The organism is Streptomyces sp. NPDC050732, from assembly GCF_040654255.1.
Classification (GTDB): domain Bacteria; phylum Actinomycetota; class Actinomycetes; order Streptomycetales; family Streptomycetaceae; genus Streptomyces.
Genome location: NZ_JBFAHP010000024.1, coordinates 1 through 23,987, shown reverse-complemented (window position 1 = coordinate 23,987; position 23,987 = coordinate 1). Strand labels below are relative to the sequence as shown.

Genomic DNA, 23,987 nt, shown 5'->3' with positions numbered 1-23,987 from the left:
GGCCCCGACGGGGGTCACACGGCGAGGGCGCCGCCGACGAAGGTGCGTTCCGGCGGTGACGCCACGAGTTCGACCATGGTGCCGGCGCGGACGTCATCGCCGACGACGCGCGTGATCGCGTCGGTGAGCGCGGCACCGAGGCGCGCGGTGATCCGGGCGGCGTCGGGGCGGTCGAAGACGCCGGCGCGGACGCCCAAGGCCACCGAGGCAACTGTGTCGACGGCCTTGCCGCCCTGCGCGAAACGGCCTGCGGGGACTCCGGCCAGGCGGACGTTTACGAGGTCGCGGGCCCATTCGCCATAGACGTCGGCAATAGCGTCGGTCAGTGCGGTGACGAGCATGGGCTCGTTGCCGGTCAGCCTGTTCTCTGGAAGGTGGACGGTCAGATGCGGCATAGTGCCCCTCGTTCCCTTTGAATCCAAAGCCTTTGTTCCCAAAGGTATCCGGGAGAGGTCCTGATGTCCACGGAATCGGACGGTCCAGCCGTCAATGAGGCCGTCCGCACCCTGCTGTTGCTCATGCCGCGGCTCGTGGGCCGCGCCAAGCGCCTGCCCGTACCTCCGGCGCTCCAGGGTCTGGATCTGGCGCCGCGACACCTCGCACTGCTGGCCCACCTGGAGTACGACGGCCCCACCAGCATCAATGAGCTGGCCGCTCGGCTGGAGGTGGCCCCGACGACTGTCAGCCTCATGGTCAGCGAGCTGTCACGGCCCGGCGTCCTGCAGCGCACTGCCGATCCCGCCGACCGCCGCCGCCGCATCATCGCCATCGCCCCCGCCTACGCCGCACCGATCAGCGAATGGCTTTCGGGCAGCGCCTCTGCCTGGGAATCCGTCATGCGCGGTCTCGACCCCGCGGAACGCGCCACCGTCATCAACGCCCTACACGCCTACGAAGCCGCCTTGGAGCAGGCGGGCGGCCGGCATCGGAACGCGCAGCCGCGTTAGCCGCGTTGAGCGCCAGGGCGTGACGGCCCGACCGGTACAGCGCTAACCCGACCGGTACAGCGCCGGCCCGACCTGAGACAGGACGCTCACCGCGCCGCGCGCAGCGACAGCAGATACGTGGCGGTGAGCGCGACGGCGCGGTCCTCGTCATGCGACAGGTCTTCGAGAGCACGCGACGTCGTGGCGCCCGGGATGTCCGCTAGCGCCTGCGTCAGCCGCCGACGTGCTGCTGGTTCCGTGGCGCCGTGGGTCACGCGGTCGACGAGCCCGGTGGCGATCCGGTCCGCCAGCGCGGGATCGCCCGCCAGCGAGCTCAGCGCGTCGGCCGCGTCGACGTCGCTCACCCGGCCGACGTCGCTCATCCCGTCGACGCCGCTCGCCTCACCGCCCTCACCCACCTCACCGCCGGCGTGCACCTCACCGCCGGCGTGCACCTCACCGCCGACGCGCACCTCGCCGACGATCAGGTCGATGAGCGTCGGGATCGCGTCGGCCTCTCCGCGCGCCCCGAGCGCCAGAGCCGCGTGCCCGCGGACCACCAGGTCGGGGTGGGCGAGCGCGTCGCGCAGCAGTGCGATCGCCGCCTCGCCGTCCCCCAGCGCGGCGATGGCCTGGGCGGCACGTTTGCGCACCGCGGCGACCGCAGAGTCGAGCCCCTCCGCCAGCAGTGCCAACGCACCGCCGCCCCCACCATCGCCCTCTCCTTCTCCCTCGCCCCCGACCCCGGCCCAAGCCCCGCCCGATTGCGCCAAGGCCCACCGAAGGGCCCCGGCGACATTCGGGTCCGCCTCGTTCAACACCGCCTCGACCAGCACCTCCACCGGCACCGGAGCCTCCTCCACCGAGGACAGGGCCGCCCGCTGACGCGCCCCCGCGCTCTTCGACCCCAGCCCCTGGAGCAGAGCGACGATCTGGAGGACGTCCTCCCACCCGGCGGGTTCCGCGGCACCGATCCGCCGGAGTCGCGTGAGCAGTTCCATCTCCCTCGCGACACGTTCCCGCGTCTGGCGGACGAGGTCGTCGACGAGCTCCGCGGGCGTGAAGCCGGGATCGTCGAGCGCGCGCCCGACCTCACGCAGGGACAGTCCCAGCGACCGCAGGCTCTCGATATGGAAGATCCGCCGGATGTCGGCCTCGGAGTACTCCCGATAGCCGCCGCCGGTACGTCCCGTGGGGCGCACCAGACCGAGCGCGTCGTAGTGCCTGAGCATGCGCGCGCTCACCCCGGACCGTCGTGCCACATCACCGATCAACACGGCCTAAGACTCCTCCTGACCACCCGTACCGAGGGCCACGACGCGCTTGGCCTCCTCGATCGCGAACTCGAATCCGGCCTCCGGGTCGCGCAGCAACCGCTCCGTGGCGATCGCGTGCTGACGTACGCGCGGGTCGGAGTCCGTCGTCGCGGCGCGCAGGGTCGGCACGATCGCCTCGCCGAGCGCGCTCAGTGCCCGGCTGAGGCTCAGCTGCGTCTCACGCCCGCCGCGCCCGAGCTGCGTCGCCAGTACGCCGGCCAGCTCCGCCCCTTCTCCCTCGGGTACGAGCACGACCGCTGCCCGCCAGGCGCTCCGTGCCACCTCGTCGTCGGCGTCGGTGAGCAGCGCCCGGGTGATCGCGGGCCACGCCCGCCGGTCGGCGATCTTGGACAGCGTGTGCAGCGCCTGACTTCGCGCCTGCGCGCCCTCCGTACGGAGTTCGTCGACGAGCCGGGGGACCGTCATTCCCGCTGGATGGCGGGTGAGCGCCCACGTGAGCATTTCCCGCACGGAGAACTCGGGCTCGGTCGCGCACCGCTCGACGAGCCGGTCGACGAACCGGGGGTCCGGGGCCGTGCCGACCGCCAGCGCCGCCTGCAGCCGCACCGACGGGCTGCCGTGCTCCAGCCCACGGAGGGCTCGCGCCGTGTCCGTGTCACCCTTCGGCTTCGTGTCCTCTTCCGACATGGTCATGGGGACCACCTCCTCGGCAGAACTGAAGACCTTGTCACCGTGTCAAGGTCAAACGAACCCATCCCATCCATCCCCTAGGCTCACCCCCCTCCATGCCAATCCCCCATCAAAACCAGGCCAGCAACCCCGAATTGGCCTTACCGACGACGCTCCACAGCCCTCTACCGTGATGTCCATGCCGACTTCCGACACCGCACCCCGCTCCCAAGCCCCCCACCGCATCCGCGTCGTCGACGCCTTCACCGACCGCCCCTTCGCCGGCAACCCGGCCGGCGTCCTGCTCCTCGACGCCTTCCCCGACGACACCTGGCTGCAGCACGTGGCCAGGGAGGTCAACCACGCCGAGACCGCCTTCGCCCACCGGCTGCCCGCGGGCGGCGAAGCCGACTGGGCCCTCCGCTGGTTCACACCCGCCACCGAAGTCGACCTCTGCGGCCATGCCACTTTGGCCACGGCTCACGTCCTGCACACCACCGGTGCGGCCTCCGGCACCGTCCGCTTCGCCACCCGCAGCGGCGTCCTCACCGCGACCGCGCACGAGGACGGCTCCCTCACCCTCGACTTCCCGACCGCCCCGCTCACCGCGACCGCGCTCCCCGACGGCATCGCCGAGGCGCTGGGCGCCGAGCCGCTCGCCGCGTACGACACGGGTCGGAACGTCGGTGACCTGCTGGTCGAACTCGCCGACGAGAAGGCGGTCAGGTCGCTCACCCCGGACCACAAGGCCCTCGTGCGCCACTCCGAGCGCGGCATCATCGCCACTGCCGTGGCCGAGGATCCCTCCAAGGGCTACGACTTCGTCTCCCGTGGCTTCTTCCCGCGCGTCGGCATCGACGAGGACCCGGTGACGGGCAGCGCCCACACCGCCCTCGCCCCCTTCTGGTCCGAGCGGCTCGGCCGCACCGAACTGACAGGGCTGCAGGCCTCGGCCCGCACCGGCCTGGTCCGTACCCGGCTCCGCGGCGAGCGCACCCTCCTGACGGGCCACGCCGTCACGGTCATCGAAGGCGACCTCTTCGCCTGACGCCGCATCCCTGCGCCACGACGGGGCGCTGCCTACGAAGGCGTGGGCAGCCACCCCACCTTCCCCGCGAGCAGCGCGTAGCCGACGAACGCGCCGATGTCGAGGAGCGAGTGGGCCACGACCAGCGGTCCGACCCGGCCCCACCTGCGGTAGAGCAGCACGAAGACCACACCCATCGCGAGGTTCCCGAGGAAGCCGCCGATGCCCTGATACAGGTGGTACGAGCCCCGCAGCACCGAACTGCCCACCAGCGCGGCCATCGGCGTCCACCCCAACTGTCCGAGCCTGCGCAGCAGGTAGCCGACGACGATCACTTCTTCCAGGACCGCGTTCTGCACCGCGGACAGCACGAGAACCGGATACTTCCACCACACGTCGGGCAGCGCCTCCGGCACCACCGTCAGGTTGAAGCCGAGGCTGCGGGCCGCGAGGTAGAAGGCGATCCCCGTGCTGCCGATCACCGCGGCGATCACGGTGCCGCGCCCCAGGTCCGGCCATGGCCTCGTCCGGTCGAAACCGATGGTCCGCAGCGTCGCCCGCTCCCGCAGCAGGAAGTGCGCGACCAGTGCGACCGGCACCAACGCGGTCGTGATGCCGAACAGTTGCCACGCGAGATCAAGCCACGGCCGGCCCGGCGCCGCCGACGCGTTCATCGTGGCCGCCTGGTCCTTCAGGCCGCCCGGTCTGGTGACCGAACCCACGAAGCTGATCAGCGCGGACACACCGCTGGCCCCGAGCGAGACGGCCAGGACGAGCAGCGTCTCGTCCCGCAGCATCCGCCGCGAAGGTCCGTCCACCGGAAGAGAACCGGCCATCGGCCCCGGCTCCGCTTGCACTTCCGCCTCCAGTTGAGTAATCCCGTCTCATCCCCATCTTCGTCCCGCTAGGGTCTCGAAAGAAGTTACGAAGACCGTGCGCGACAGGCCGAGGGGGACGAACGCCGGTTGGGCGTACAGCCCCCTCTTTCCTTGCCACATCGTTCAAGGAGGGGGCACCACCGCCATGGGACGTCACAGCTTGCCCGATGAGCGCGGGACGGCAGCGGCCGACCCCCGACCTCGTGCGCGCGGCCGCGCTGTCGCCATCGCCACGGCCCTCGTCCTCGTGACCGCGGGCGGCGCGGCGGCGGCGGTCAGCGGCGGACTGCTCTCCTTCGGCGGCACCTGCGGCGACGACGCGGTACGCCTCGACGTCGTCGCCGCACCCGACGTGACCCCCGCCCTGCGCGAGGCGGCCGACCTCGCCCGCGAGAAGGAGCTCACCTCGGACGGGCACTGCATCGACGTACGGGTCACCGCGCGCGACTCGTACGAAGTCGCGGCCGAACTCCGCGCCGGCAAGGGCGATCGGGAGTACGACGTGTGGGTGCCGGACTCCGAGCTGTGGGTGCAGCGCGTCGGTCTCGGCGCCAAACAGACCAAGATCGCGCCCGCGGGCAACATAGCCTCCTCGCCCGTCGGCGTCGGCATGATCCCGTCCGCCGCCGCGTCGCTGGGCTGGCCGGAGAAGACGTACGACTGGCCGCGGTTGACGGCGGCCGCCCTGAAGGGCGACAAGCTGCGCCTGGGCGCCGCCGACCCCGCACGCAGCGCGACCGGCCTGCTCGCCCTCGCCAAGCTGGGCGCCTCCGCGAAGAAGCAGGGCGGCGAGGAAGGCGACACCCGGGCCGCCGCCATGGCGAAAGCCCTGTCGACCCGTACGACCGACAGTGACGGCCAGCTGCTGGACACCCTGGCCCGCGACGGCTCGGGAGCCGAGAAGGGCAACCCGCGCCGCAACCAGGCCCTGATCCTCTCCGAACAGGCCGCGTACGCACACAACGCCTCGGCGGGCGAGGAGAACAGCCTCGATCTGTTTTACCCCAAGGACGGCTCGCCCCGACTCGACTATCCGTACACGCTCGTCGAGGACGACCGGATGTCCACCGACACGAGCCGCGCCGCCCTGCGCTTCATGACGATGTTCAGTGACGACGACGGCCGCCGGATCCTGGCCGGGTACGGCTTCAGGACCGACCCCGGCCGGCCGTCGGACAAGCTGGTCACCGCCGCGGGCGGCCGCACCCCGCAGCCGTACGCGGACGAGGCCACGGATCCGCCCTCGGACAAGCAGCTCCAGGAGACCCTGGGCATGTGGACGATCACGGTGCAGAGCGCTCGCCTCAGCACGGTCGTCGACGCCTCGGAGTCCATGCGGCAGCTCGTTCCCGGCCGCGGCCAGTCCCGCATGGAGGTCACCAAGGCCTCACTCCTGCGGGCCCTCGCGGGCTTCACCGACGAGGACGAGATCGGTCTGTGGGAGTTCGCCACCCGCCTCGACGGCAGCCGGGACTACCGGGAACTGCAGCCGACCCGGCGCCTGGGCGACCGCAAGGGCAACGTCACCCACCGCGACAAGCTGTCCGCGGCCTTCACCGCCCTGCAGCCCGTGCCGGGCGGCGCCACCGGCCTGTACGACACGACACTCGCCGCCTACAAGGAAGCCCGGTCGACGTACGCGAGCGGCAAGTTCAACGCCCTCGTCATCCTGACGGACGGCGCCAACCAGGACCCGGGCAGCATCTCGCGCAGCTCCCTCATCGCCCGCCTGGAGGATCTCGCCGATCCCGCGCGGCCCGTGCCGATCATCGCCATCGCCGTCGGCCCCGACGCGGACAAGGACGAGGTCCAGCAGATCGCCGCGGCGACCGGCGGCTCCGGCCACCAGGTGGACGACCCGACGCAGATCCACGCGGTCATCCTCAAGGCGATCATGGAGGCGGGCAGCAACCAGGGCTGAACGCTGCCGGAACCGCGACCGCCCCGGAACCCGGTCAGCTCAGCGGTATCGCCGGTTCCCTGAGCCCCACGGGCCACGTGTGCACCGGCTCTCCCTCATGCATCAGTCGGCAGTACCGCTTGGTGGTCGCGGCCAGCGCCTCCTCCCTGGCCATCCCGCTCTCCAGGGCCTTGTGATAGGTCGTCGCCTGCCACGACGCGCCGTTGACCCGCCGCCGGCACCGCTCCTCGATCACCCCGAGGTACAGATCCCGGTCCGCGGCCTCCACGCCCCACGCGTCGAGTCCCGTGGCCGCGAGCGGCAGCAACTCGTCGCGTACGAGCCGGACGGCCGCCACCTCGGTGAGTCCGCCGAGCCTGCCGCGCCGCGGCCACCGCAGCGTGGCGTCGATGCCGTGGCGGCACGCGACGTCGAAGTTGTGGGCCGCGGCCTCGAAGGGCAGCCGGGACCACACGGGCCGCGCCTCCTCGGCGAGCGCCCGCACGAGCCCGTAGTAGAAGGCGGCGTTGGCGATGACGTCGGTGATGGTGGGGCCCGCGGGCAGCACCCGGTTCTCCACCCGCAGGTGCGGGACGCCGTCGGCGATGCCGTACACCGGGCGGTTCCAGCGGTACACGGTGCCGTTGTGCAGGACGAGTTCACCGAGGCGCGGCACACCTCCCGCGTCGAGGACGCCGAGCGGGTCCTCCTCCTCCATCAGGGGCAGCAGCGCGGGAAAGTACCGCAGGTTCTCCTCGAAGAGCTCCAGCGGCTCGGTGATCCACCGCTCCCCGAACCAGGTGCGTGGGCGCACGCCCTGGACCTGCAGTTCGGGCGACCGCGTGTCGGTGGACTGCAGGAACAGCGGTGGCCGGGACTCGCGCCAGAGTTCACGGCCGAACAGGAACGGCGCGTTGGCGCCCACGGCGACCTGGGCCGCGGCGATCGCCTGCGCCGCGTTCCACACATCGGCGAACCGGCCCGGGGTGACCTGGAGGTGCAACTGCACCGAGGTGCACGCCGCTTCCGGGGCGATCGACGCGGAAGTGCAGGTCAGCCGCTCCACGCCCTGGATGTCGAGGGCGAAGTGCTCACCGCGCGCCGCCACGATCTGATCGTTCAGGAGGGCGTAGCGGTCGACGTCCGAGAGGTTCGCGGAGACCAGATCGGCGCGGTTCAGCGTCGGCAGAATGCCGATCATGACAATGCCGGCGTCGAGCTCGGCGGCTTTCCTGTGGGCGTAGTTGAGGCCGGTGCGCAGCTCTTCGGCGAGCCGGTCGAGAACACGTCCGCCGAGCCGGTGCGGAGCAATGTTCACTTCCAGGTTGAACATTCCGAGTTCCGTCTGGAAATCCCGGCTCGCGATGCGCTCAAGAACCTGCGCATTCAACATCCTCGGCAGCCCGTCGGGCCCGGCGAGATTCAGCTCGATCTCCATGCCCATCAGATTCTTGGGCCGATCGAATCGCTGTTCCTCCAACAAACGCTCCAGCCCCGTCAGGCACTGTCGGAGCTTGCCTCGGAAGTGGTTCCGATCGGCCAGGTCGAACGTGCCCGCCACGACCTTCTCCCCCATCGAAGCATCCCTCCTCGATCGGGCAGCCACGGGTCCGGCCGCTGTGTACGAGGGATGATGCCCAGGCAATGTGATCGATAACGCCCCGGCTCCGGCCACCGGCCGGTACGCTCGACACAGCTGGGGTCCGGCACATTCGCCAGGCATGCGGCAGGATGAAGATTCCCTTCCGATGCGCCTGGTCAAAAGCACCGGCAGAAATCGGCCGACCGCGTTTACGGAGAAATCCGAGGTCATGAGGGCCGAGCCCCCTGCGAAATCGGGAGAAAGGCCCCACAAGGACGTCTCATTAAGGCCTTGCTCGCAATATACGAAGCGCCTAGATGAAACACTGCTCGAACACGTCTCGTATAAACTGCGCAATCTAGGCAGAGAGTTGGCGCTCGCGGCAACGGCCCCCGCCCCTCTGACCCAGAGCTGACAGCGCCGTCACGCACCTGCCCCCGCTCCACCGTGCCTGTCGAATGAGAGAGGCGACCCACCATGCCGCTGCATGTCCCCCCGGCTCCAGCGCCCGCCCTGCGCAGCGTCCTCGCGGCACTCGGTTCCCCCACAGCCGTACGCGAGGCCCGCACGCCGTCCCTGCGTACCGCACAGGGACCGGCGAGCCCCGAACTCCCGCTGCCGGTCCACGTGTTGGACCGCATCACCCCCGAGGGCACCTCGCCCACCCGACTCGCCGGCTGGCGCTTCCTCATCCGCTGCGGCGAGCGCGCCGTCGCCGCGGCCGACACGATGCTCACTCCGGACGGCTGGGCGTTCTCCCACTTCTTCGAAGGGCCGTACATCGCCTCCACCGAACGAGCCCTGAGGCACGCCGAAGCCATGCCGATGCCCTGCCAGCCGCGGCTGCTCTCCGTGCCCGAGCTCTATATGCTCACGCTCTGGCTGCACCGGGACTGCACCGACGACGGCGCCGAGGGCCCCCTCGCCGCCACCGACCTGCTGGTGCCCCTGGCGCCCGCCCCGCCCGGCATCGCGGCCCACCGCCCGCACCGCGTCGCCGAGCTGCTGCCGATGCTCAACCACCGTCTGACCCCGGCACCGCTGCTGAGCTCACCCGCCTGACAGCGCCTCTGCCGCTTCCTGTGCCCCGCCGCTCCCGGCCGCGGGGCACAGCGCTGTCCACCCAGGTGGACTAGCCCGGTCAGGCCACCCCGAACCACCCGAAGAGACAGGCAAGTTGGGCTGAACCGTCCGGCCGGGTGATACGTCATTAAGCAGTAGGAGCTGCTGCGGCAAAATCCCTGCGGATTGACGCCCGGAGGGCAACACTGGGATCGGACCGACTACATACGGGGGGCGGTTATGAACACCGCATCGAGCCACAGGACCGACGTCACAGCCATCTCATCGCAGCGAAAGAACCCTTCCATGTGCCAGCACCAACCCGCGTGCCCGACAGCCGACTCCGCCGACCGGGAAGCCGCGCTCCTCATGGCGAGCCACCCGGAGCAGGGCTGGAGCCTGCTGTGCAACGGCGTCCTGCTCTTCGAGGACACCGGTGAGCTGCTGCCGGACGGCCAGATCATCGCCCCGCACCGACCGCTGGGCACCGACCAGGTCATGACAGCCGCCTGAGCACCGACGGCACATCCGCGCGACCGCACCACACCGCAAGTCCGCAGCAGCGCACCACCGAACAGACGAGGGGCCGGCCCGGAGAGAACTCTCCGAACCGGCCCCGCCGCATGCCCGCCTCACGCGGGCGCGGACATCAGTCCTCGTACGCATCCAGCGGCGGGCAGGAGCAGACCAGGTTCCGGTCGCCGTACGCCTGGTCGATACGGCGCACCGGCGGCCAGTACTTGTCCGCGGCGGAGACCCCGGCCGGGAAGACGGCCTCCTCACGGCTGTAACCGTGCTCCCACTCGCCGCCGAGCGCGGCGGCGGTGTGCGGGGCGTTCCGCAGCGGGTTGTCGTCGGCGGCCCACTCGCCGGAGCCGACCTTCTCGATCTCCCGGCGGATGGCGATCATCGCCTCGCAGAACCGGTCGATCTCGGCCAGGTCCTCGCTCTCGGTCGGCTCGATCATCAGGGTTCCCGCGACGGGGAACGACATGGTGGGCGCGTGGAAGCCGTAGTCGATGAGGCGCTTCGCGATGTCGTCGACGCTGACACCGGTCGCCTTGCTGATCGGCCGCAGATCGACGATGCACTCGTGCGCGACCAGACCGGCGGGACCGGTGTAGAGCACCGGGTAGTGCGGCTCCAGGCGCTTGGCGATGTAGTTGGCGGAGAGCACCGCGACCTGGGTGGCGCGCTTGAGGCCCTCGCCGCCCATGAGGCGCACATACGACCAGGAGATCGGCAGGATGCCGGCGGAGCCCCAGGGCGCGGCGGAGATCGGGCCGACGCCGGTCTCGGGGCCGGCGGCGGGCTGCAGCGGGTGGTTGGGCAGGTACGGCGCGAGGTGCTCGCGCACACCGACCGGGCCGACGCCGGGACCGCCGCCGCCGTGCGGGATGCAGAAGGTCTTGTGCAGGTTCAGGTGCGAGACGTCGCCGCCGAAGTGGCCCGGCTTGGCGAGACCCACCAGGGCGTTGAGGTTGGCCCCGTCGACGTACACCTGACCGCCGGCCTCGTGCACCTCCGCGCAGATGTCGGCCACGTGCTCCTCGAAGACGCCGTGCGTCGAGGGGTACGTGATCATCAGCACGGAGAGCTCGTCACGGTGCTTCTCGATCTTGGCGCGCAGGTCCGCTATGTCGACCTCGCCGTCGTCGGCGGTCTTCACGACGACGACCTTCATGCCGGCCATGACGGCGCTCGCGGCGTTCGTGCCGTGGGCGGAGGACGGGATGAGGCAGACGGTGCGCTGCTCGTCGCCGTTGGCCCGGTGGTAGCCACGGACGGCGAGCAGACCGGCGAGCTCACCCTGCGAACCGGCGTTGGGCTGCAGGGAGACCTTGTCGTACCCGGTCACCTCGGCGAGCCGCTCCTCCAGCTCACGGATGAGCGTGAGGTAGCCCTGGGCCTGCTGGGCGGGCGCGAAGGGGTGCAGCTGGCCGAACTCGGGCCAGGTGACGGGCTCCATCTCGGTGGTCGCGTTGAGCTTCATGGTGCAGGAGCCCAGCGGGATCATGCCGCGGTCGAGCGCGTAGTCGCGGTCGGCGAGCTTGCGCAGGTAGCGCAGCATCGACGTCTCGGAGCGGTACTGGTGGAAGACCGGGTGCGTCAGGTAGTCGTCGCCGCGCAGCAGGCCCTGGGGCAGCGTGTCCGCGACGGCGGCGTCGAGCGCCTCCACGTCGGCGTCGACGCCGAAGGCGCCCCAGACCGCGCTGAGCTGCCGGCGCGTGGTCGTCTCGTCGCAGGACAGGGAGACGTGGTCGGCGTCGACGAGGTGGATGTTGACGCCACCCTCGCGGGCGGCGGCCACCAGCTGCTCGGCCTTGCCGGGCGCCCGCACCGTGAGCGTGTCGAAGTAGGCGCCGTGGACGACTTCGTAGCCGCCCCCGGTGAGACCGGCGGCGAGCAGCGTCGCGTACCGGTGGGTGCGCCGCGCGATGGCCTTCAGACCGTCGGGCCCGTGGTAGACGGCATACATTCCGGCCATGACGGCGAGCAGCACCTGAGCGGTACAGATGTTGCTGGTGGCCTTCTCGCGGCGGATGTGCTGCTCACGGGTCTGCAGCGCGAGCCGGTAGGCCTTGTTGCCGTCGGCGTCGACGGAGACGCCGACGAGCCGCCCGGGCAGGCTGCGGGCGAACTTCTCGCGGACCGCCATGTAACCGGCGTGCGGGCCGCCGAAGCCCATCGGCACACCGAAGCGCTGCGTCGTGCCGACGGCGATGTCGGCGCCGAGGTCGCCGGGCGAGGTGAGCAGCGTCAGGGCGAGCAGGTCGGCGGCGACGGTGACGACGGCACCGAGCTCGTGCGCCTGGTCGATGAGCGGCTTGATGTCGCGGACGGCACCGGAGGCACCCGGGTACTGGACGAGTACGCCGACGACACCGCGCTCGGCGACCTCGGCGGGCAGGCCCTCGCTCAGGTCGGCGACGACGACCTCGACACCGGTCGGTTCGGCGCGGGTCCGGATGACGGCGATGGTCTGCGGCAGGGCGTCGGCGTCGACGACGAACACGCCGTTCTTGACCTTGCCCATGCGGCGCGAGAGGGCCATGGCCTCGGCGGCGGCGGTGCCCTCGTCGAGCAGCGAGGCTCCGGAGGTGGGCAGGCCGGTCAGCTCGGCGACCATGGTCTGGAAGTTGAGCAGCGCCTCAAGACGGCCCTGCGAGATCTCGGGCTGGTACGGCGTGTAGGCCGTGTACCAGGCCGGGTTCTCCATCACGTTCCGCAGGATCACCGGCGGCGTGAAGGTGCCGTAGTACCCGAGTCCGATCATGGAGTCGAGGACCTGGTTCCGGTCGGCGAGGGAGCGCAGTTCGGCCAGCACCTCGGCCTCGGAGCGCGCGCCGGGCAGGTCCAGCGCCTCGGCGTTCTTGATCACATCCGGCACCGCGGCGGCCGTCAGCTCGTCGAGCGAGCCGTACCCGACCTGGGCGAGCATCTTCGCCCGCGCTTCCGCATCGGGCCCTATGTGCCGCTGCTCGAAGGGGATGCCCTGCTCAAGCTCCGAGAGCGGGGTGCGATGGGTGGCAGTCATTGCGGAGGCCTCCTGGTCTGCACGACCTGCGAGGGGTACCACGGCGCGGGTACCCGGACGGCCTCCCCCTCTGTCATCTCAACCTGAGAGCTTCACAGACCCGTCTGTTTCGACAGATCTGCTTTCACCGTCGGTGAGGAAGGGTTCCGAACGTGCCCGCCCGACGCCCGCCCTGCTTTCCAGAGTGACCTCGTCCGTGCGGTACGGGTGCCTGAGAGATTCCGGGGAGGATTTGCTCCTTCGGCGCCTCCGGGAAGTGCCTTCCGGAGAGCTCTCCCGCACGGGGTCAGCAGCCAAGCGTCAGCCTACCAGCGAGGACCCCGGCCGTTCCCTCAAGTGGCCACCTGCCCCGAAGTGCTCTTTCGTAGTGACTACGAATGATTAAAGATGAGTTACGCCCGTTTCCGACGAGCCGCGACCAGCTGGAGGGCCCGTGCAGACCGATATCGATCCGCGCAACCTGATCGGCCGCAAGGCGTTCGACCGGAACGGGACCAAGATCGGCACGATCGACGAGGTCTACCTCGACGACGCCACCGGCGCCCCGGAGTGGGCCGCCATACGCACCGGCCTGTTCAGCCGCGACGCCTTCGTCCCGCTGGAGCCGAGCGAGCTGGCCGAGGACGGCACCCTGCACATCCCCTTCGAGCGCGCCCTGATCAAGGACGCCCCGGACTTCGGGGTGGGCCGCCACCTCTCCCCCGAGCAGGAACTCCAGCTCTACCACCACTACGGCCTGGACACGACACCGCCGAACGCCCCGCCGTCCCCACCCCCGCCCGACCAGGACTTCGGCCGTATCGCCGGCACGGAAGCCCCCTGACCGACACACGCCCTAGCCCTCCACCGCCGCCCGAGCCGCTTCAGACGCCGCTTCGAGCCCCGCTCCTGCCGCCGTCACGCGCCCCGGCCCGGCGGCGACCAGCGGCAACGGCTCCGCAGGCTCCAGGTCCGGGTCGTCCGTCCGGAACGTCCGCACCCGTCCGGGCGGCGAGTACGGCGTCTCGAAGCGCACCGTCACCCGCCCGAGCCCGCTCCCCTGCACCCAGCCGTGCCCGTACTCGGCATGCCGCACGTCGTGCCCGGCCACCCACCGCCGCTCGGCAGGCACCACCGGCTCCACGGCCCGCTCCCCCTCCGGATCACCCGCGGCCACCTCCGCGGCCGCCGCCCCACCGGCATCCTCCCCCGCCGCCCCTTCGGCACCGGCCAGGGCCGCCTCAGCAGCCTGGGCCTGCGCGAAGAGATCCTCCTGCGTGTAGTCCGCGAGCCCCGTGACGCCCACTCCGAGCAGCCGCACCCCTCCCGTGGTGTCCACGGACTCCAGCAACCGCGCCGCGGCCTCCCGCACCACTCCAGGGTCGTCCGTGGGCCCGCGCAGCGTCTCGGACCGCGTCAGCGTCGAGAAGTCGAACCTCCGCACCTTGAGCACGATGGTCCGCCCGGAGTGCCCGGCCGCCCGCAGCCGCTGCACACACCGCTCCGCGAGCCGCCCCACCTCCGCCCTGACCCGCACCCGGTCGTGGATGTCCACGTCGTACGTGTCCTCGACGCTGACCGACTTCGACTCCCGCTCGGCCACCACGGGCCGCTCGTCGTGCGCGAGCGCCATCGCGTACAGCGAGCCCCCGTGGGCCTTCCCCAGCAGTCGTACGAGCTCGTCCTCACCCGCCTCCGCGAGCTCCTCGACCGTCGTGATCCCGGCCCGCCGCAAATGGTCCCCCGTAGCAGGCCCCACCCCGGGCAACGTCCGCACGGACATCGGCCCCAGCAGGGCGCGCTCCGTCCCCGGGGCGATCAGCACGAGACCGTTCGGCTTGGCCTCCTCCGAGGCGATCTTCGCCAGCATCTTGGAGACGGCGAGCCCCACCGACCCGGCGAGCCCCGTCACCGCCCTGATGTCTGCCCGCAGCCGCTCCCCCACGGCCCTGGCCGACTCCTCGTCGTCGGCGACGCCGCCGGCCTCCAGGTCCACGAAGGCCTCGTCCAGGCTGAGCGGCTCCACCAGCGGCGACAGCTCCCGCAGGAGCCCCATCACCTGCTCGCTGATCTCCCGGTACAACCCGAAGCGCGGCACGAGATACGCGGCGTTCGGCGCCAGCCTGCGCGCCTGCCCCATGGGCATCGCCGAGTGCACTCCGAACCGCCGCGCCTCGTAAGAAGCGGTCGCCACCACACCCCGCGGCCCCAGCCCGCCCACGACCACGGCCTTGCCACGCAGACTGGGCTTCGCGGCCTGCTCCGCGGACGCGTAGAAGGCATCCATGTCCAGATGCAGGATCGTCGGGGCGCTTCTCACATCTCCGATGCTGCCCTACGCCACTGACAACGCGGCCTCAGACCGCCTTGTTGCGCCTTCTGGCCAGCTCGTCGGCCGGATTGTGCCCGATGAGCGTCTCCCCGGTGTCGATGCGCTCGCCGTGCAGCTGGGACAGCGCGGCCTCGACGTCACGCCAGACGACCCCCACAGCGATCCCGAAGACCCCCTGGCCGCCCTGGAGCAGCTCGTGGACCTCGCTGGAGGACGTGCACTCGTAGACCGTGGCGCCGTCGCTCATCAGCGTCATCCGCTCCAGGTCGCGGAACCCGCGCTCCCGCAGATGCTGCACCGTCGTACGGATGTTCTGCAGCGAGACCCCGGTGTCGAGGAACCGCTTCACGATCTTGAGGACGACGACGTCGCGGAAGCTGTAGAGCCGCTGCGTCCCTGAGCCGCCCGCGGCCCGCACGCTGGGCTCGACCAGGCCCGTACGGGCCCAGTAGTCGAGTTGCCGGTAGGTGATGCCCGCGGCCGCGCACGCGGTGGGACCGCGGTAGCCGACCTGCTCGGAATGCTCGGACGTCGTGTCCCCGCTCCCCTGGACCGCCATCGGTCGAGTCGGAGAGTGACCGGCCGCGCCGCCGTGGAGCGGGTACGGACCGCCCATCGCCGTACCGTCGCCGCTGCTTCTCACGCCGACCTCCCTCCTTGACCTGCCTTCTCGACGGTAGGCAGTCGCCAGGGGCTCGTCAACGATCGCCACACTCGGCACGCCGAGTGATAATCACCCTGAGAGTGGTTTCCCGTACCTCACCGCGGGGAAAGGCTAGCCGAATGGCCCGACGGAGAGCCGCAGGAAGCGGCTCACTGGCTGTTGGTGCCGAAGTCCTCGGGCGAGATCTGGTCGAGGAACTCGCGGAACTTCTCCACCTCGTCCTCCTGCTCGTCCGGGATCGCGATGCCGGCGTCGTCCAGGACACCGTCGCTTCCGAAGATGGGCGTCCCGGTGCGCAGGGCCAGCGCTATGGCGTCGGACGGACGCGCGCTCACCTCGACACCGCTGGCGAAGACCAGCTCCGCGTAGAAGACCCCTTCCCGCAGGTCCGTGATGCGCACTTCGGAGAGCTCCTGGCCCACCGCTTCCAGCACGTCCTTGAACAGGTCGTGGGTCAGCGGCCGTGCGGGTGCCATGCCCTGCTGCGCGAAGGCGATGGCGGTCGCCTCACCTGGACCGATCCAGATGGGGAGGTACCGGTCGCCTCCCACTTCACGCAGGAGCACGATCGGCTGGTTGGAGGGCATTTCGACCCGGACACCTACGACGTCGAGCTCGTTCACACAGCAACCCTAGGACGTGGCTGGCAGGTTTGGGTAGTCGGGCACCCGCCGAGTACCGGACGGGACTGGGCGAGTCAGGGCAATCTGATGCCGAGCGCCGTCTGCACGAGCGCCGAATGCAGCCGCCCCGTCAGGCCCGCCAGCTCTTTGGCGCGGGCCTCGGCATGGGCTCTGGTCTGCGGATTACGGTGCCGCCGCAGCGGAGCGAGCACCTGGTCGACGAGCCCGGCCTCGCGATCCGCGGCGGCCTTCATGGCCCGCAGGTGCCGTGGCTCGATGCCGAACCGGCCGAGTTCGACCACGAGTGAGGCGACCGTGACCGCCTCCGCGTCGTACCCGCCGTCCGGCAACGGTGCGACGAGGCCGTACGCCTCCCACTCGGCGAGCTGTACCTCGTCGATCTCGGCGGCCGCCAGCAGCTCGGCACGGCCCACACGGGCCGCCGTCGGCCCCTCGGCCTCGCCGGGGCCCTGGGCGTCGCCGACGTCCCCCTGACGCCCCAGGGACGGCATCGGGGGCCTCTCGCCGCGCTCCAGCGCGTCGAGGTGCTCACGGATGACCTTGAGCGGCAGATAGTGGTCCCGCTGCATCCGCAGGACCTGACCGAGCCGCTCGACGTCCTCCGGGCTGAACTTCCGGTATCCGGAAGGGGTGCGCTGGGGCTCGATGAGCCCCTCGGACTCCAGAAACCGGATCTTGGAGATCGTGACCTCGGGAAATTCGGCACGCAGTTCGTTCAGCACGGTGCCGATGCTCATCAGCCGGCGGTCCGCGGCGGCGGTGCCGTGACCGGCACCGCCCCTCGGTGTTTGAAGCATGGACCTTCCCTGGGGATCCCCCCGGACGGCGTCTGGGGGAGGGTCAGATGCCGACGGCCCGCTGGCTCGCGTAGAAGACCAGTCGGTACTTGCCGATCTGCACCTCGTCGCCGTTCGACAGCGAGACCGAGTCGATCCGCTCCCGATTGACGTACGTGCCGTTGAGGCTGCCCACGTCGGCGACGGTGAAGGAACCGTCCCCGAGGCGACGGAACTCCACGTGGCGACGCGACACCGTCACGTCGTCCAGGAAGATGTCGCTCTGCGGGTGACGCCCCGCCGTGGTCAGCTCACCGTCGAGCAGGAAACGACTGCCCGAGTTCGGCCCGCGGCGCACCACCAGGAGCGCCGAGCCGAGCGGCAGTGCGTCGACGGCCGCCTGCGCCTCCGGGGAGAGCGCGGGAGACGGGTTCGTACCCGTCGCCTCGGCGTCGTAGGCCTCCAGGCCCGAGATGGAGATCGTCGAGGTCGTCTCCGACGCGCGCTCCGGTGCGGCACCGGCCCGCAGCGGCGCACCGCAGTTGGAGCAGAACCGGCTCGCCTCGGCGTTTCGGTTACCGCACCTCGTACACACCAGCGCCATGGACGGGTCCTCCTGCCGTGGCTGCCCCGCAGGGGCATTCGATGCGTACGGGTCGGAGGTGTACCCTCCACCCGCACTTGAGGTTGAAGGTTCTCCGAAACCTATGCGTCCGGGACCGGCAGGGTCAACAGACGACGCGCCCTGTCCGCCCGAAATGTCACCGCCTGGACCAGCGACCTGATCGCGGAACATCGGGCGCCCCGCGCCCTGCTCCTCGGCATCTCCATGGCGCGGAGCACGGTGCCGGGCAGTGGCCGGATTGCCGCTGTCCTCTCGTGCGCTCTTGCCGAACAACTTCGCAAACAACTTCACGGGCGATTCCCCTTGACCGAAACAGACCCGCCCGTGGGGCAGGACGAACCCTGATTGCACACACCGGCATTCATCGGTGAGCCAGACATCCTCACAACGTCCGTGGCCACCAAACAGTTTCCACCACGCACCACGCTTCCGGTGCGCCGACCCCCCGCAACCTCATGCCCCCGCCCGACGACCCTCATGCGTCCGCCCCTCACTGGGAGGACGACCGAGCGTAGTCAGGCTGCTTCGCAGGTCGCAAGGCGTTCACGACGATCTTCTCCGAGCGTTCCACGGTGACCGTGGCCTGCTCCTTCTCCAGAGTCTGCACCACGCCTCCCGGAATGTTCAGCGCAGGTTCGAGATCCTGCGGCTTGCCGATCACCTTGAAGAGGTACGGTTCGCCGACCTTGTGGCCGTCCACCCGTACTCCCCCGCCGCCGGCGTCCGACAGATAGGTGTTCGCCACGACGCGTACGTCGTTGATCTGGATCGCCTCGGCGCCCGCGGCGCGCAGCTCCTGAATGGCGTCGAGCAGCATGTCCGCCTCGATCGCCCCTTTCCTGTCCTCGATGGTGAGCGTGATGCCGGGCCCCTGGGCCGCCACCGTGCCTGCCAGGATGCCGAGTTGCCGTTCCCGCTCGACCGTCTGCTTGCGCGCCTCCTCGGCTTGATCCGAACTGTTCTCCAGTCCGGTCCGCTGTTCCTCAAGGCGTCGCTTCTCTTCTTCCAGACGCTCGGTACGGTCATCCAGTTCATCGAGGATGCGTACGAGATCTTCTTGCCTCGCGCCGCGCAGCGCGCTGCTGTCGTTGTTGGACCGCACCTGGATGGCCAGGCCGAGGCCCAGCACGAACAGCAGCAGGGCGACGATGAGTTGGGGCCGGGTCACCCGTGGCGGCCACAGGCCCTTCACCAGCCGCTGACGGCCGGTGAGCTGCGGCTTCCCCCCGGGCTCCGCGGACGCGGGCGTCTCGGGGGCGCTGGGAACCTCGGCGGGAAGTTCCTTGCGCCGGTTGTACTCGGGCCTCTCGTCGGCACTCATCGGCGTCACGCCCTGAAGACGTGCCGGCGGATCGCCGCGGCGTTGGAGAAGATCCGGATGCCGAGGACCACGACGACGCCGGTGGACAACTGGGCACCGACGCCGAGCTTGTCGCCCAGGAACACGATGAGCGCGGCCACCACCACGTTCGACAGGAACGACACCACGAACACCTTGTCGTCGAAGATGCCGTCGAGCATCGCCCGCAGCCCTCCGAACACGGCGTCGAGAGCCGCGACCACGGCGATCGGGAGATACGGCTCGACCACCGCCGGAACTTCGGGCCGAACCAACAATCCGGCCACGACTCCCACGACGAGGCCCAGTACGGCGATCACGATGTGCCCTTTCCTGCCTTCGGCTCTGCTGTTCGTACGGTCACGCTCGGCGCAGCCGGCAGCCGGAGCTCGTCCGACACGGAGATGCTGGTCCTGATGCCGAAGTTCTCCTGCAGAGCATGCAGGTACTGACCGTCACGGCTGTTCTGGAAACGGGTACTCATGCGTTTCCCGTCACCCACCGCGAGCACCGTATACGGCGGCACCAGCGGTCTGTTGTCGACCAGTATCGCGTCACCCGCGGCCCTGATCGCCGACAGGGCGGTGAGCCGCTGGTCGTTGATCGAGATCGCCTCGGCGCCCGACTGCCACAGGCCGTTGACGACGCGCTGCATGTCGCGGTCGCGCACCCGTCCGGTGTCGGAGAATCCGGAGCTCTCGCGCGGCCCGCCGCCGCCCTGGTCGGCCTGCTTCTTGTCGTCCACGACGAGCTTCACGCCGGGCCCCTGGGCTTCCGTGGCTCCGGAGAGGAGTCCGAGCAACTCGCCCTGGCTGCCGCCGTGCTGTTTCAGCGCGGCGCGCTGCCGCTCGCCGACGTCGTCGCGGAGCTCGTCCACGTCGTCTTCGAGGCGGTCGGCTCCCGCCGTCGCCTCTTCGACGCGGTCGATGAGCTCCTCGCGCTCCTTCGCAAGTACCGGCGCCTCTATGCGCGCCTGCGCGGCCCCCACGGTGACCACCAGCGCGGCGAGCACCAGCCCGGCCGCGAGCCCGAGTTTGGCCCGCAGGGGGCGAGGGACACCACTGTTCCCCCTGGCCTGCTTGCGGGCGGCCGCTTCCGCGTACCCCTCGTCCAGGCTGTGGTCCATGACGGTGGTGAGCAGCGACATGGACGCGTCCGGGCGCCGGGGGCGCGAGGGGGTGCTCCGAACGGGGGGCTGCTGCGGCATGCCGCACATCGTCGCACGTCGGGGGCGCTACCTCCGAATGGCCCCACCGACGCGCCGGGCAGCACCCGTTGTGGGTGCTGCCCGGCGCTCGGAAAGGTCAGCGACCTGCGCTGTCCACCACCGCGGACCACTCGTCGAGCAGCGCCTGGGCGGACGCGTCGTCGGGGCCCTCGGCCCACAGATGGGTGACGGCCTCGGCCGGGTCGGGCAGCACGAGCACCCACCGTCCGTCGGTCTCCACGACCCGCACACCGTCGGTGGTGTCCACGGACCGCTCGCCGGCCTCCTCCACCACGCGCCGCATCACGAGCCCCTTGACCGCCCACGGCGTCGCGAGGTCCCGCCGCAGCACGTGGGCGCGCGGGATGCGCGCGTCGATCTGGCTCAGGGTGAGCTGCGTACGCGCCACAAGACCGATGAGCCGCACGAACGCGGCAGTTCCGTCGAAGACGCCGCTGAACTCGGGGACGATGAACCCGCCCCGCCCGTCACCGCCGAAGATGGTGGAGTCGGCCCGGCCGACCCTCGTCAGATCGTCGGGCGACGTGGTCGTCCAGTCCACCTGCGTCCCGTGGTACGCGGCGACCTGCTCGGCGATGCGCGTCGTCGTCACCGGCAGCGCGACCCGCCCACTGCGCCGCTCGGCGGCCACCAGGTCGAGCATCACCAGCAGGGCCCGGTCGTCCTCGACGATCCGGCCCTTCTCGTCGACGAGCGAAAGCCGCTCGCCCACCGGGTCGAACCGCACCCCGAAGGCGGCGCGGGCGGACGCCACGATCTCCCCGAGCCGGACGAGCCCGGCCCTGCGGGACTCGGCGGTCTCCGTGGGCCGCGACTCGTCGAGCCCCGGGTTGATGGTCAGCGCGTCCACCCCGAGCTTGCCGAGGAGGCTCGGCAGTACCAGCCCGGCACTGCCGTTGGACGCGTCGACGACGACCTTGAGACCGGACTCGGCGACGCCTGTGGTGTCCACGTTCCGGAGCAGCGACCCCGTGTAGGAGTCGAAGACGCTGGACGGGAAGTGCAGGTCGCCGATCTCCCCGGGGAAGGCCCGCCGGTACTCCTGGCGCGCGTAGACCCGGTCCAGCTTCCGCTGGCTGCCCTGCGAGAGGTCCCCGCCCTGCTCGTCGAAGAACATGATGTCGACGGAGTCCGGCACCCCAGGCGTGGTGCGGATCATGATCCCGCCGGCGCTTCCTCTGGCCGTCTGCTGCCGCGCGACGGGCAGGGGCACGTTCTCAAGATCTCGTACGTCGATGGCGCTGGCCTGCAACGCCGAGATCACCGCCCGCTTCAGCGCCCGCGCGCCTCGTGAGTGGTCACGCGCGGTGGTGACGGTGGATCCCTTCTTCAGGGTCGTGGCATACGCACCGGCCAGGCGCACGGCGAGTTCGGGCGTGATCTCCACGTTCAGGATTCCGGAGACTCCGCGCGCTCCGAAGAGGTGCGCCTGCCCACGGGACTCCCAGATGACCGAGGTGTTGACGAAGGCGCCGGCCTCGATGGTCTTGAAGGGGTAGACCCTGACGTTGCCCTGGATGATCGATTCTTCGCCGACGAGACACTCGTCGCCGATGACCGCGCCGTCCTCGATGCGGGCCGCGCGCATGATGTCGGTGTTCTTGCCGACGACGCAGCCCCGCAGGTTGCTGTGCTGCCCGATGTAGACGTTGTCGTGCACGACGGCCTTGTGCAGGAAGGCGCCGCTCTTCACCACGACGTTGGAGCCCACGACGGTGTGCTCGCGGATTTCGACGTCCGCTTCGATCTTGGCGTAGTCCCCGACGTACAACGGTCCGCGCAGGACGGCGTCGGGATGCACCTCCGCCCCTTCCGCCACCCAGACCCCGGGAGAGATCTCGAAGCCGTCCAGCTCGACGTCCACCTTGCCCTCAAGGACGTCGGCCTGCGCCTTGACGTAGCTCTCGTGCGTGCCGACGTCCTCCCAGTAGCCCTCGGCGATGTAGCCGTAGACGGGCTTGCCTTCCTTCATCAGCTGCGGAAAGACGTCACCGGACCAGTCGACGGGCACATCGGCCTCGACGTAGTCGAAGACTTCGGGCTCCATGACGTAGATGCCCGTGTTCACCGTGTCGGAGAAGACCTGGCCCCAGGTCGGCTTCTCCAGGAAGCGCTCGACCTTTCCTTCTTCGTCGACGATGGTGATGCCGAATTCCAGCGGATTGGGTACGCGCGTCAGGCAGACGGTGACCAGGGCGCCCTTTTCCTTGTGGAAGGCGATCAGGTCGGTGAGGTCGAAATCGGTCAGAGCGTCACCGGAGATCACGAGGAAGGCGTCGTCCTTCAGCGCTTCCTCGGCGTTCTTCACGCTGCCTGCGGTACCGAGCGGTTTCTCTTCGTTGGCATAGGTGAGCTCCATCCCAAGCTCTTCGCCGTCGCCGAAGTAGTTCTTGACGAGAGACGCCAGGAACTGCACTGTCACTACGGTCTCGGTGAGCCCATGCCTCTTCAACAGCCGAAGCACGTGCTCCATGATCGGCCGGTTGGCCACGGGCAGGAGCGGCTTGGGCATGCTAGAGGTCATGGGGCGAAGGCGTGTGCCCTCACCGCCGGCCATCACGACGGCCTTCATGTCGGAAGCGTCCTCCTCAATAGACGACGATTTAGCCGACGAGCTCACCTGAATGGACCCGCACATGTCGGATGCGGGCCCATGGAGCCTCTACAGCCACCGAATCGGCGAGCTCAATCGGCCGGGTTGTCCGCCTTGACAAGTCGGCGGACCTGAACCACATATAGGATCCCTGCCCACCAGTAGAGCGTTGTACCCCATCCGGCGAACGCCCATCCGAAAATAGCAGCGGGTGTGGCGATCCAGCCACTTGCGTCGCTCAGCAGCAGTAGTGGAAAGGCGTACATCAGGTTGAAGGTGGCGGCCTTGCCGAGGAAGTTCACCTGGGGCGGCGGATAGCCGTGGCGCCTGAGGATCCCGACCATCACCAGCAGGACCAGCTCGCGCAGCAGCAGCGCCGCGGTCAGCCAGAGCGGGAGAATCTCCCGCCAGGTCAGGCCGACCAGCGTCGAGAGGATATAGAGCCGATCGGCCGCGGGGTCGAGCAGCCGGCCGAGCTTGCTGATCTGGTTCCACCGGCGTGCGAGCTTGCCGTCGAGGTAGTCACTGACGCCGCTGAGCGCCAGGACCAGCAGCGCCCAGCCGTCACTGTTGGGCCCTCCGAACTCGGGCCTGAGGATCAACCACAGGAAGAGAGGTACGCCGGCGAGGCGCGCCATGCTGAGGATGTTCGGGATGGTGAGGACCCGGTCCGTCTGGACGCGAGTCTCCTGGACCTCCACCCGGGGGCCTCCTGTGGGAAAGAGCCAATGATGCCCCCTGACCTTACCCTCAGTTGTGGCAGGTCGGCGCGGAGGGGTGGCCGGGCTCCCAGAACACCCGAAAAACAAAAAAAGCCGTGCCCCCCGGAACTTAATCCAGGGGGCACGGCTATAAAAGGAGTTCGGCGGCGTCCTACTCTCCCACAGGGTCCCCCCTGCAGTACCATCGGCGCTATGAGGCTTAGCTTCCGGGTTCGGAATGTAACCG

Annotated in this window: 22 protein-coding genes, 1 rRNA gene and 1 riboswitch; of the genes, 6 read left to right on the top strand and 17 right to left on the bottom strand. The window is 70.0% G+C overall.

Going from position 1 to position 23,987, the window contains the following annotated elements; all coding sequences use genetic code 11:
- Nucleotides 1–14: 14 nt before the first annotated feature.
- Complete coding sequence (locus AB0H82_RS22140) at nucleotides 15–395, bottom strand: hypothetical protein (protein WP_362995232.1); 381 nt, start codon at nucleotides 393–395, stop codon at nucleotides 15–17.
- A gap of 63 nt (nucleotides 396–458) precedes the next feature.
- Between AB0H82_RS22140 and AB0H82_RS22135 the strand changes: the two genes are divergently transcribed.
- Nucleotides 459–947: a helix-turn-helix domain-containing protein gene (locus tag AB0H82_RS22135; RefSeq protein ID WP_362995230.1), complete on the top strand. Its 489-nt coding sequence runs from the start codon at nucleotides 459–461 to the stop codon at nucleotides 945–947.
- Between the two features lie 86 nt (nucleotides 948–1,033).
- Here AB0H82_RS22135 and AB0H82_RS22130 read toward each other — a convergent pair whose 3' ends face one another.
- Entirely contained in the window at nucleotides 1,034–2,203 is a 1,170-nt protein-coding gene (locus tag AB0H82_RS22130; protein WP_362995228.1) for a MerR family transcriptional regulator, read from the bottom strand.
- A gap of 3 nt (nucleotides 2,204–2,206) precedes the next feature.
- Nucleotides 2,207–2,896, bottom strand: a complete 690-nt coding sequence (locus tag AB0H82_RS22125; RefSeq protein ID WP_362995226.1) for a HEAT repeat domain-containing protein — start codon at nucleotides 2,894–2,896, stop codon at nucleotides 2,207–2,209.
- Between the two features lie 175 nt (nucleotides 2,897–3,071).
- Between AB0H82_RS22125 and AB0H82_RS22120 the strand changes: the two genes are divergently transcribed.
- Nucleotides 3,072–3,920 (top strand): PhzF family phenazine biosynthesis protein, encoded by an 849-nt coding sequence (locus AB0H82_RS22120; protein WP_362995224.1) that lies wholly within the window; start codon nucleotides 3,072–3,074, stop codon nucleotides 3,918–3,920.
- Nucleotides 3,921–3,952: 32 nt separating this feature from the next.
- Here AB0H82_RS22120 and AB0H82_RS22115 read toward each other — a convergent pair whose 3' ends face one another.
- Nucleotides 3,953–4,756, bottom strand: a complete 804-nt coding sequence (locus AB0H82_RS22115) for a type II CAAX endopeptidase family protein (RefSeq protein WP_362995222.1) — start codon at nucleotides 4,754–4,756, stop codon at nucleotides 3,953–3,955.
- Nucleotides 4,757–4,922: 166 nt separating this feature from the next.
- On the opposite strand from AB0H82_RS22115, the gene AB0H82_RS22110 reads away from it, so the two are divergent.
- Nucleotides 4,923–6,698, top strand: a complete 1,776-nt coding sequence (locus AB0H82_RS22110; RefSeq protein ID WP_362995220.1) for a substrate-binding and VWA domain-containing protein — start codon at nucleotides 4,923–4,925, stop codon at nucleotides 6,696–6,698.
- Between the two features lie 34 nt (nucleotides 6,699–6,732).
- Here AB0H82_RS22110 and AB0H82_RS22105 read toward each other — a convergent pair whose 3' ends face one another.
- Nucleotides 6,733–8,253 carry a glutamate--cysteine ligase gene (locus AB0H82_RS22105; protein ID WP_362995218.1) on the bottom strand — a complete coding sequence of 507 codons (1,521 nt, stop codon included), beginning with the start codon at nucleotides 8,251–8,253 and terminating at the stop codon, nucleotides 6,733–6,735.
- Nucleotides 8,254–8,736: 483 nt separating this feature from the next.
- On the opposite strand from AB0H82_RS22105, the gene AB0H82_RS22100 reads away from it, so the two are divergent.
- Nucleotides 8,737–9,321: a hypothetical protein gene (locus AB0H82_RS22100; RefSeq protein WP_362995216.1), complete on the top strand. Its 585-nt coding sequence runs from the start codon at nucleotides 8,737–8,739 to the stop codon at nucleotides 9,319–9,321.
- Between the two features lie 306 nt (nucleotides 9,322–9,627).
- Complete coding sequence (locus AB0H82_RS22095) at nucleotides 9,628–9,834, top strand: DUF5999 family protein (protein WP_362995214.1); 207 nt, start codon at nucleotides 9,628–9,630, stop codon at nucleotides 9,832–9,834.
- A gap of 136 nt (nucleotides 9,835–9,970) precedes the next feature.
- Here AB0H82_RS22095 and gcvP read toward each other — a convergent pair whose 3' ends face one another.
- Nucleotides 9,971–12,859, bottom strand: a complete 2,889-nt coding sequence (gene gcvP, locus AB0H82_RS22090) for an aminomethyl-transferring glycine dehydrogenase (protein ID WP_362995212.1) — start codon at nucleotides 12,857–12,859, stop codon at nucleotides 9,971–9,973.
- Nucleotides 12,860–13,048: 189 nt separating this feature from the next.
- Nucleotides 13,049–13,148, bottom strand: a riboswitch (glycine riboswitch).
- Between the two features lie 144 nt (nucleotides 13,149–13,292).
- Between gcvP and AB0H82_RS22085 the strand changes: the two genes are divergently transcribed.
- Nucleotides 13,293–13,682: a PRC-barrel domain-containing protein gene (locus AB0H82_RS22085; protein WP_362995210.1), complete on the top strand. Its 390-nt coding sequence runs from the start codon at nucleotides 13,293–13,295 to the stop codon at nucleotides 13,680–13,682.
- Between the two features lie 12 nt (nucleotides 13,683–13,694).
- On the opposite strand, the gene AB0H82_RS22080 is transcribed toward AB0H82_RS22085, so the two are convergent.
- The 11 genes from AB0H82_RS22080 to rrf form a co-directional block, all read right to left on the bottom strand.
- The gene (locus tag AB0H82_RS22080) at nucleotides 13,695–15,158 is read right to left on the bottom strand and encodes a DNA polymerase IV (RefSeq protein WP_362995208.1); all 1,464 of its coding nucleotides are present in this window, start codon (nucleotides 15,156–15,158) and stop codon (nucleotides 13,695–13,697) included.
- Nucleotides 15,159–15,195: 37 nt separating this feature from the next.
- Entirely contained in the window at nucleotides 15,196–15,813 is a 618-nt protein-coding gene (locus AB0H82_RS22075; RefSeq protein WP_362995206.1) for a MerR family transcriptional regulator, read from the bottom strand.
- A 170-nt stretch (nucleotides 15,814–15,983) separates the two neighbouring features.
- Entirely contained in the window at nucleotides 15,984–16,457 is a 474-nt protein-coding gene (locus AB0H82_RS22070; RefSeq protein ID WP_063795355.1) for a bifunctional nuclease family protein, read from the bottom strand.
- Between the two features lie 74 nt (nucleotides 16,458–16,531).
- On the bottom strand, nucleotides 16,532–17,275 hold the full coding sequence (locus AB0H82_RS22065) for a MerR family transcriptional regulator (RefSeq protein WP_362995203.1): 744 nt from the start codon (nucleotides 17,273–17,275) through the stop codon (nucleotides 16,532–16,534).
- 43 nt (nucleotides 17,276–17,318) lie between these two features.
- The gene (locus AB0H82_RS22060) at nucleotides 17,319–18,287 is read right to left on the bottom strand and encodes an FHA domain-containing protein (protein ID WP_362995391.1); all 969 of its coding nucleotides are present in this window, start codon (nucleotides 18,285–18,287) and stop codon (nucleotides 17,319–17,321) included.
- Nucleotides 18,288–18,369: 82 nt separating this feature from the next.
- A complete protein-coding gene (locus AB0H82_RS22055) occupies nucleotides 18,370–19,200 on the bottom strand; it encodes a DUF881 domain-containing protein (RefSeq protein ID WP_362995201.1) in 831 nt (276 codons plus the stop codon).
- 5 nt (nucleotides 19,201–19,205) lie between these two features.
- Nucleotides 19,206–19,538 carry a small basic family protein gene (locus AB0H82_RS22050; RefSeq protein WP_003988855.1) on the bottom strand — a complete coding sequence of 111 codons (333 nt, stop codon included), beginning with the start codon at nucleotides 19,536–19,538 and terminating at the stop codon, nucleotides 19,206–19,208.
- Nucleotides 19,535–20,434 (bottom strand): DUF881 domain-containing protein, encoded by a 900-nt coding sequence (locus tag AB0H82_RS22045; RefSeq protein ID WP_362995199.1) that lies wholly within the window; start codon nucleotides 20,432–20,434, stop codon nucleotides 19,535–19,537. Before AB0H82_RS22045 ends, AB0H82_RS22050 begins: the two co-directional genes overlap by 4 nt.
- A gap of 88 nt (nucleotides 20,435–20,522) precedes the next feature.
- Entirely contained in the window at nucleotides 20,523–23,018 is a 2,496-nt protein-coding gene (locus AB0H82_RS22040; RefSeq protein WP_362995197.1) for a mannose-1-phosphate guanyltransferase, read from the bottom strand.
- A 113-nt stretch (nucleotides 23,019–23,131) separates the two neighbouring features.
- On the bottom strand, nucleotides 23,132–23,740 hold the full coding sequence (locus AB0H82_RS22035; protein WP_362995195.1) for a CDP-alcohol phosphatidyltransferase family protein: 609 nt from the start codon (nucleotides 23,738–23,740) through the stop codon (nucleotides 23,132–23,134).
- A 159-nt stretch (nucleotides 23,741–23,899) separates the two neighbouring features.
- A 5S ribosomal RNA gene (gene rrf / locus AB0H82_RS22030) occupies nucleotides 23,900–23,987 on the bottom strand; the annotation flags it as partial.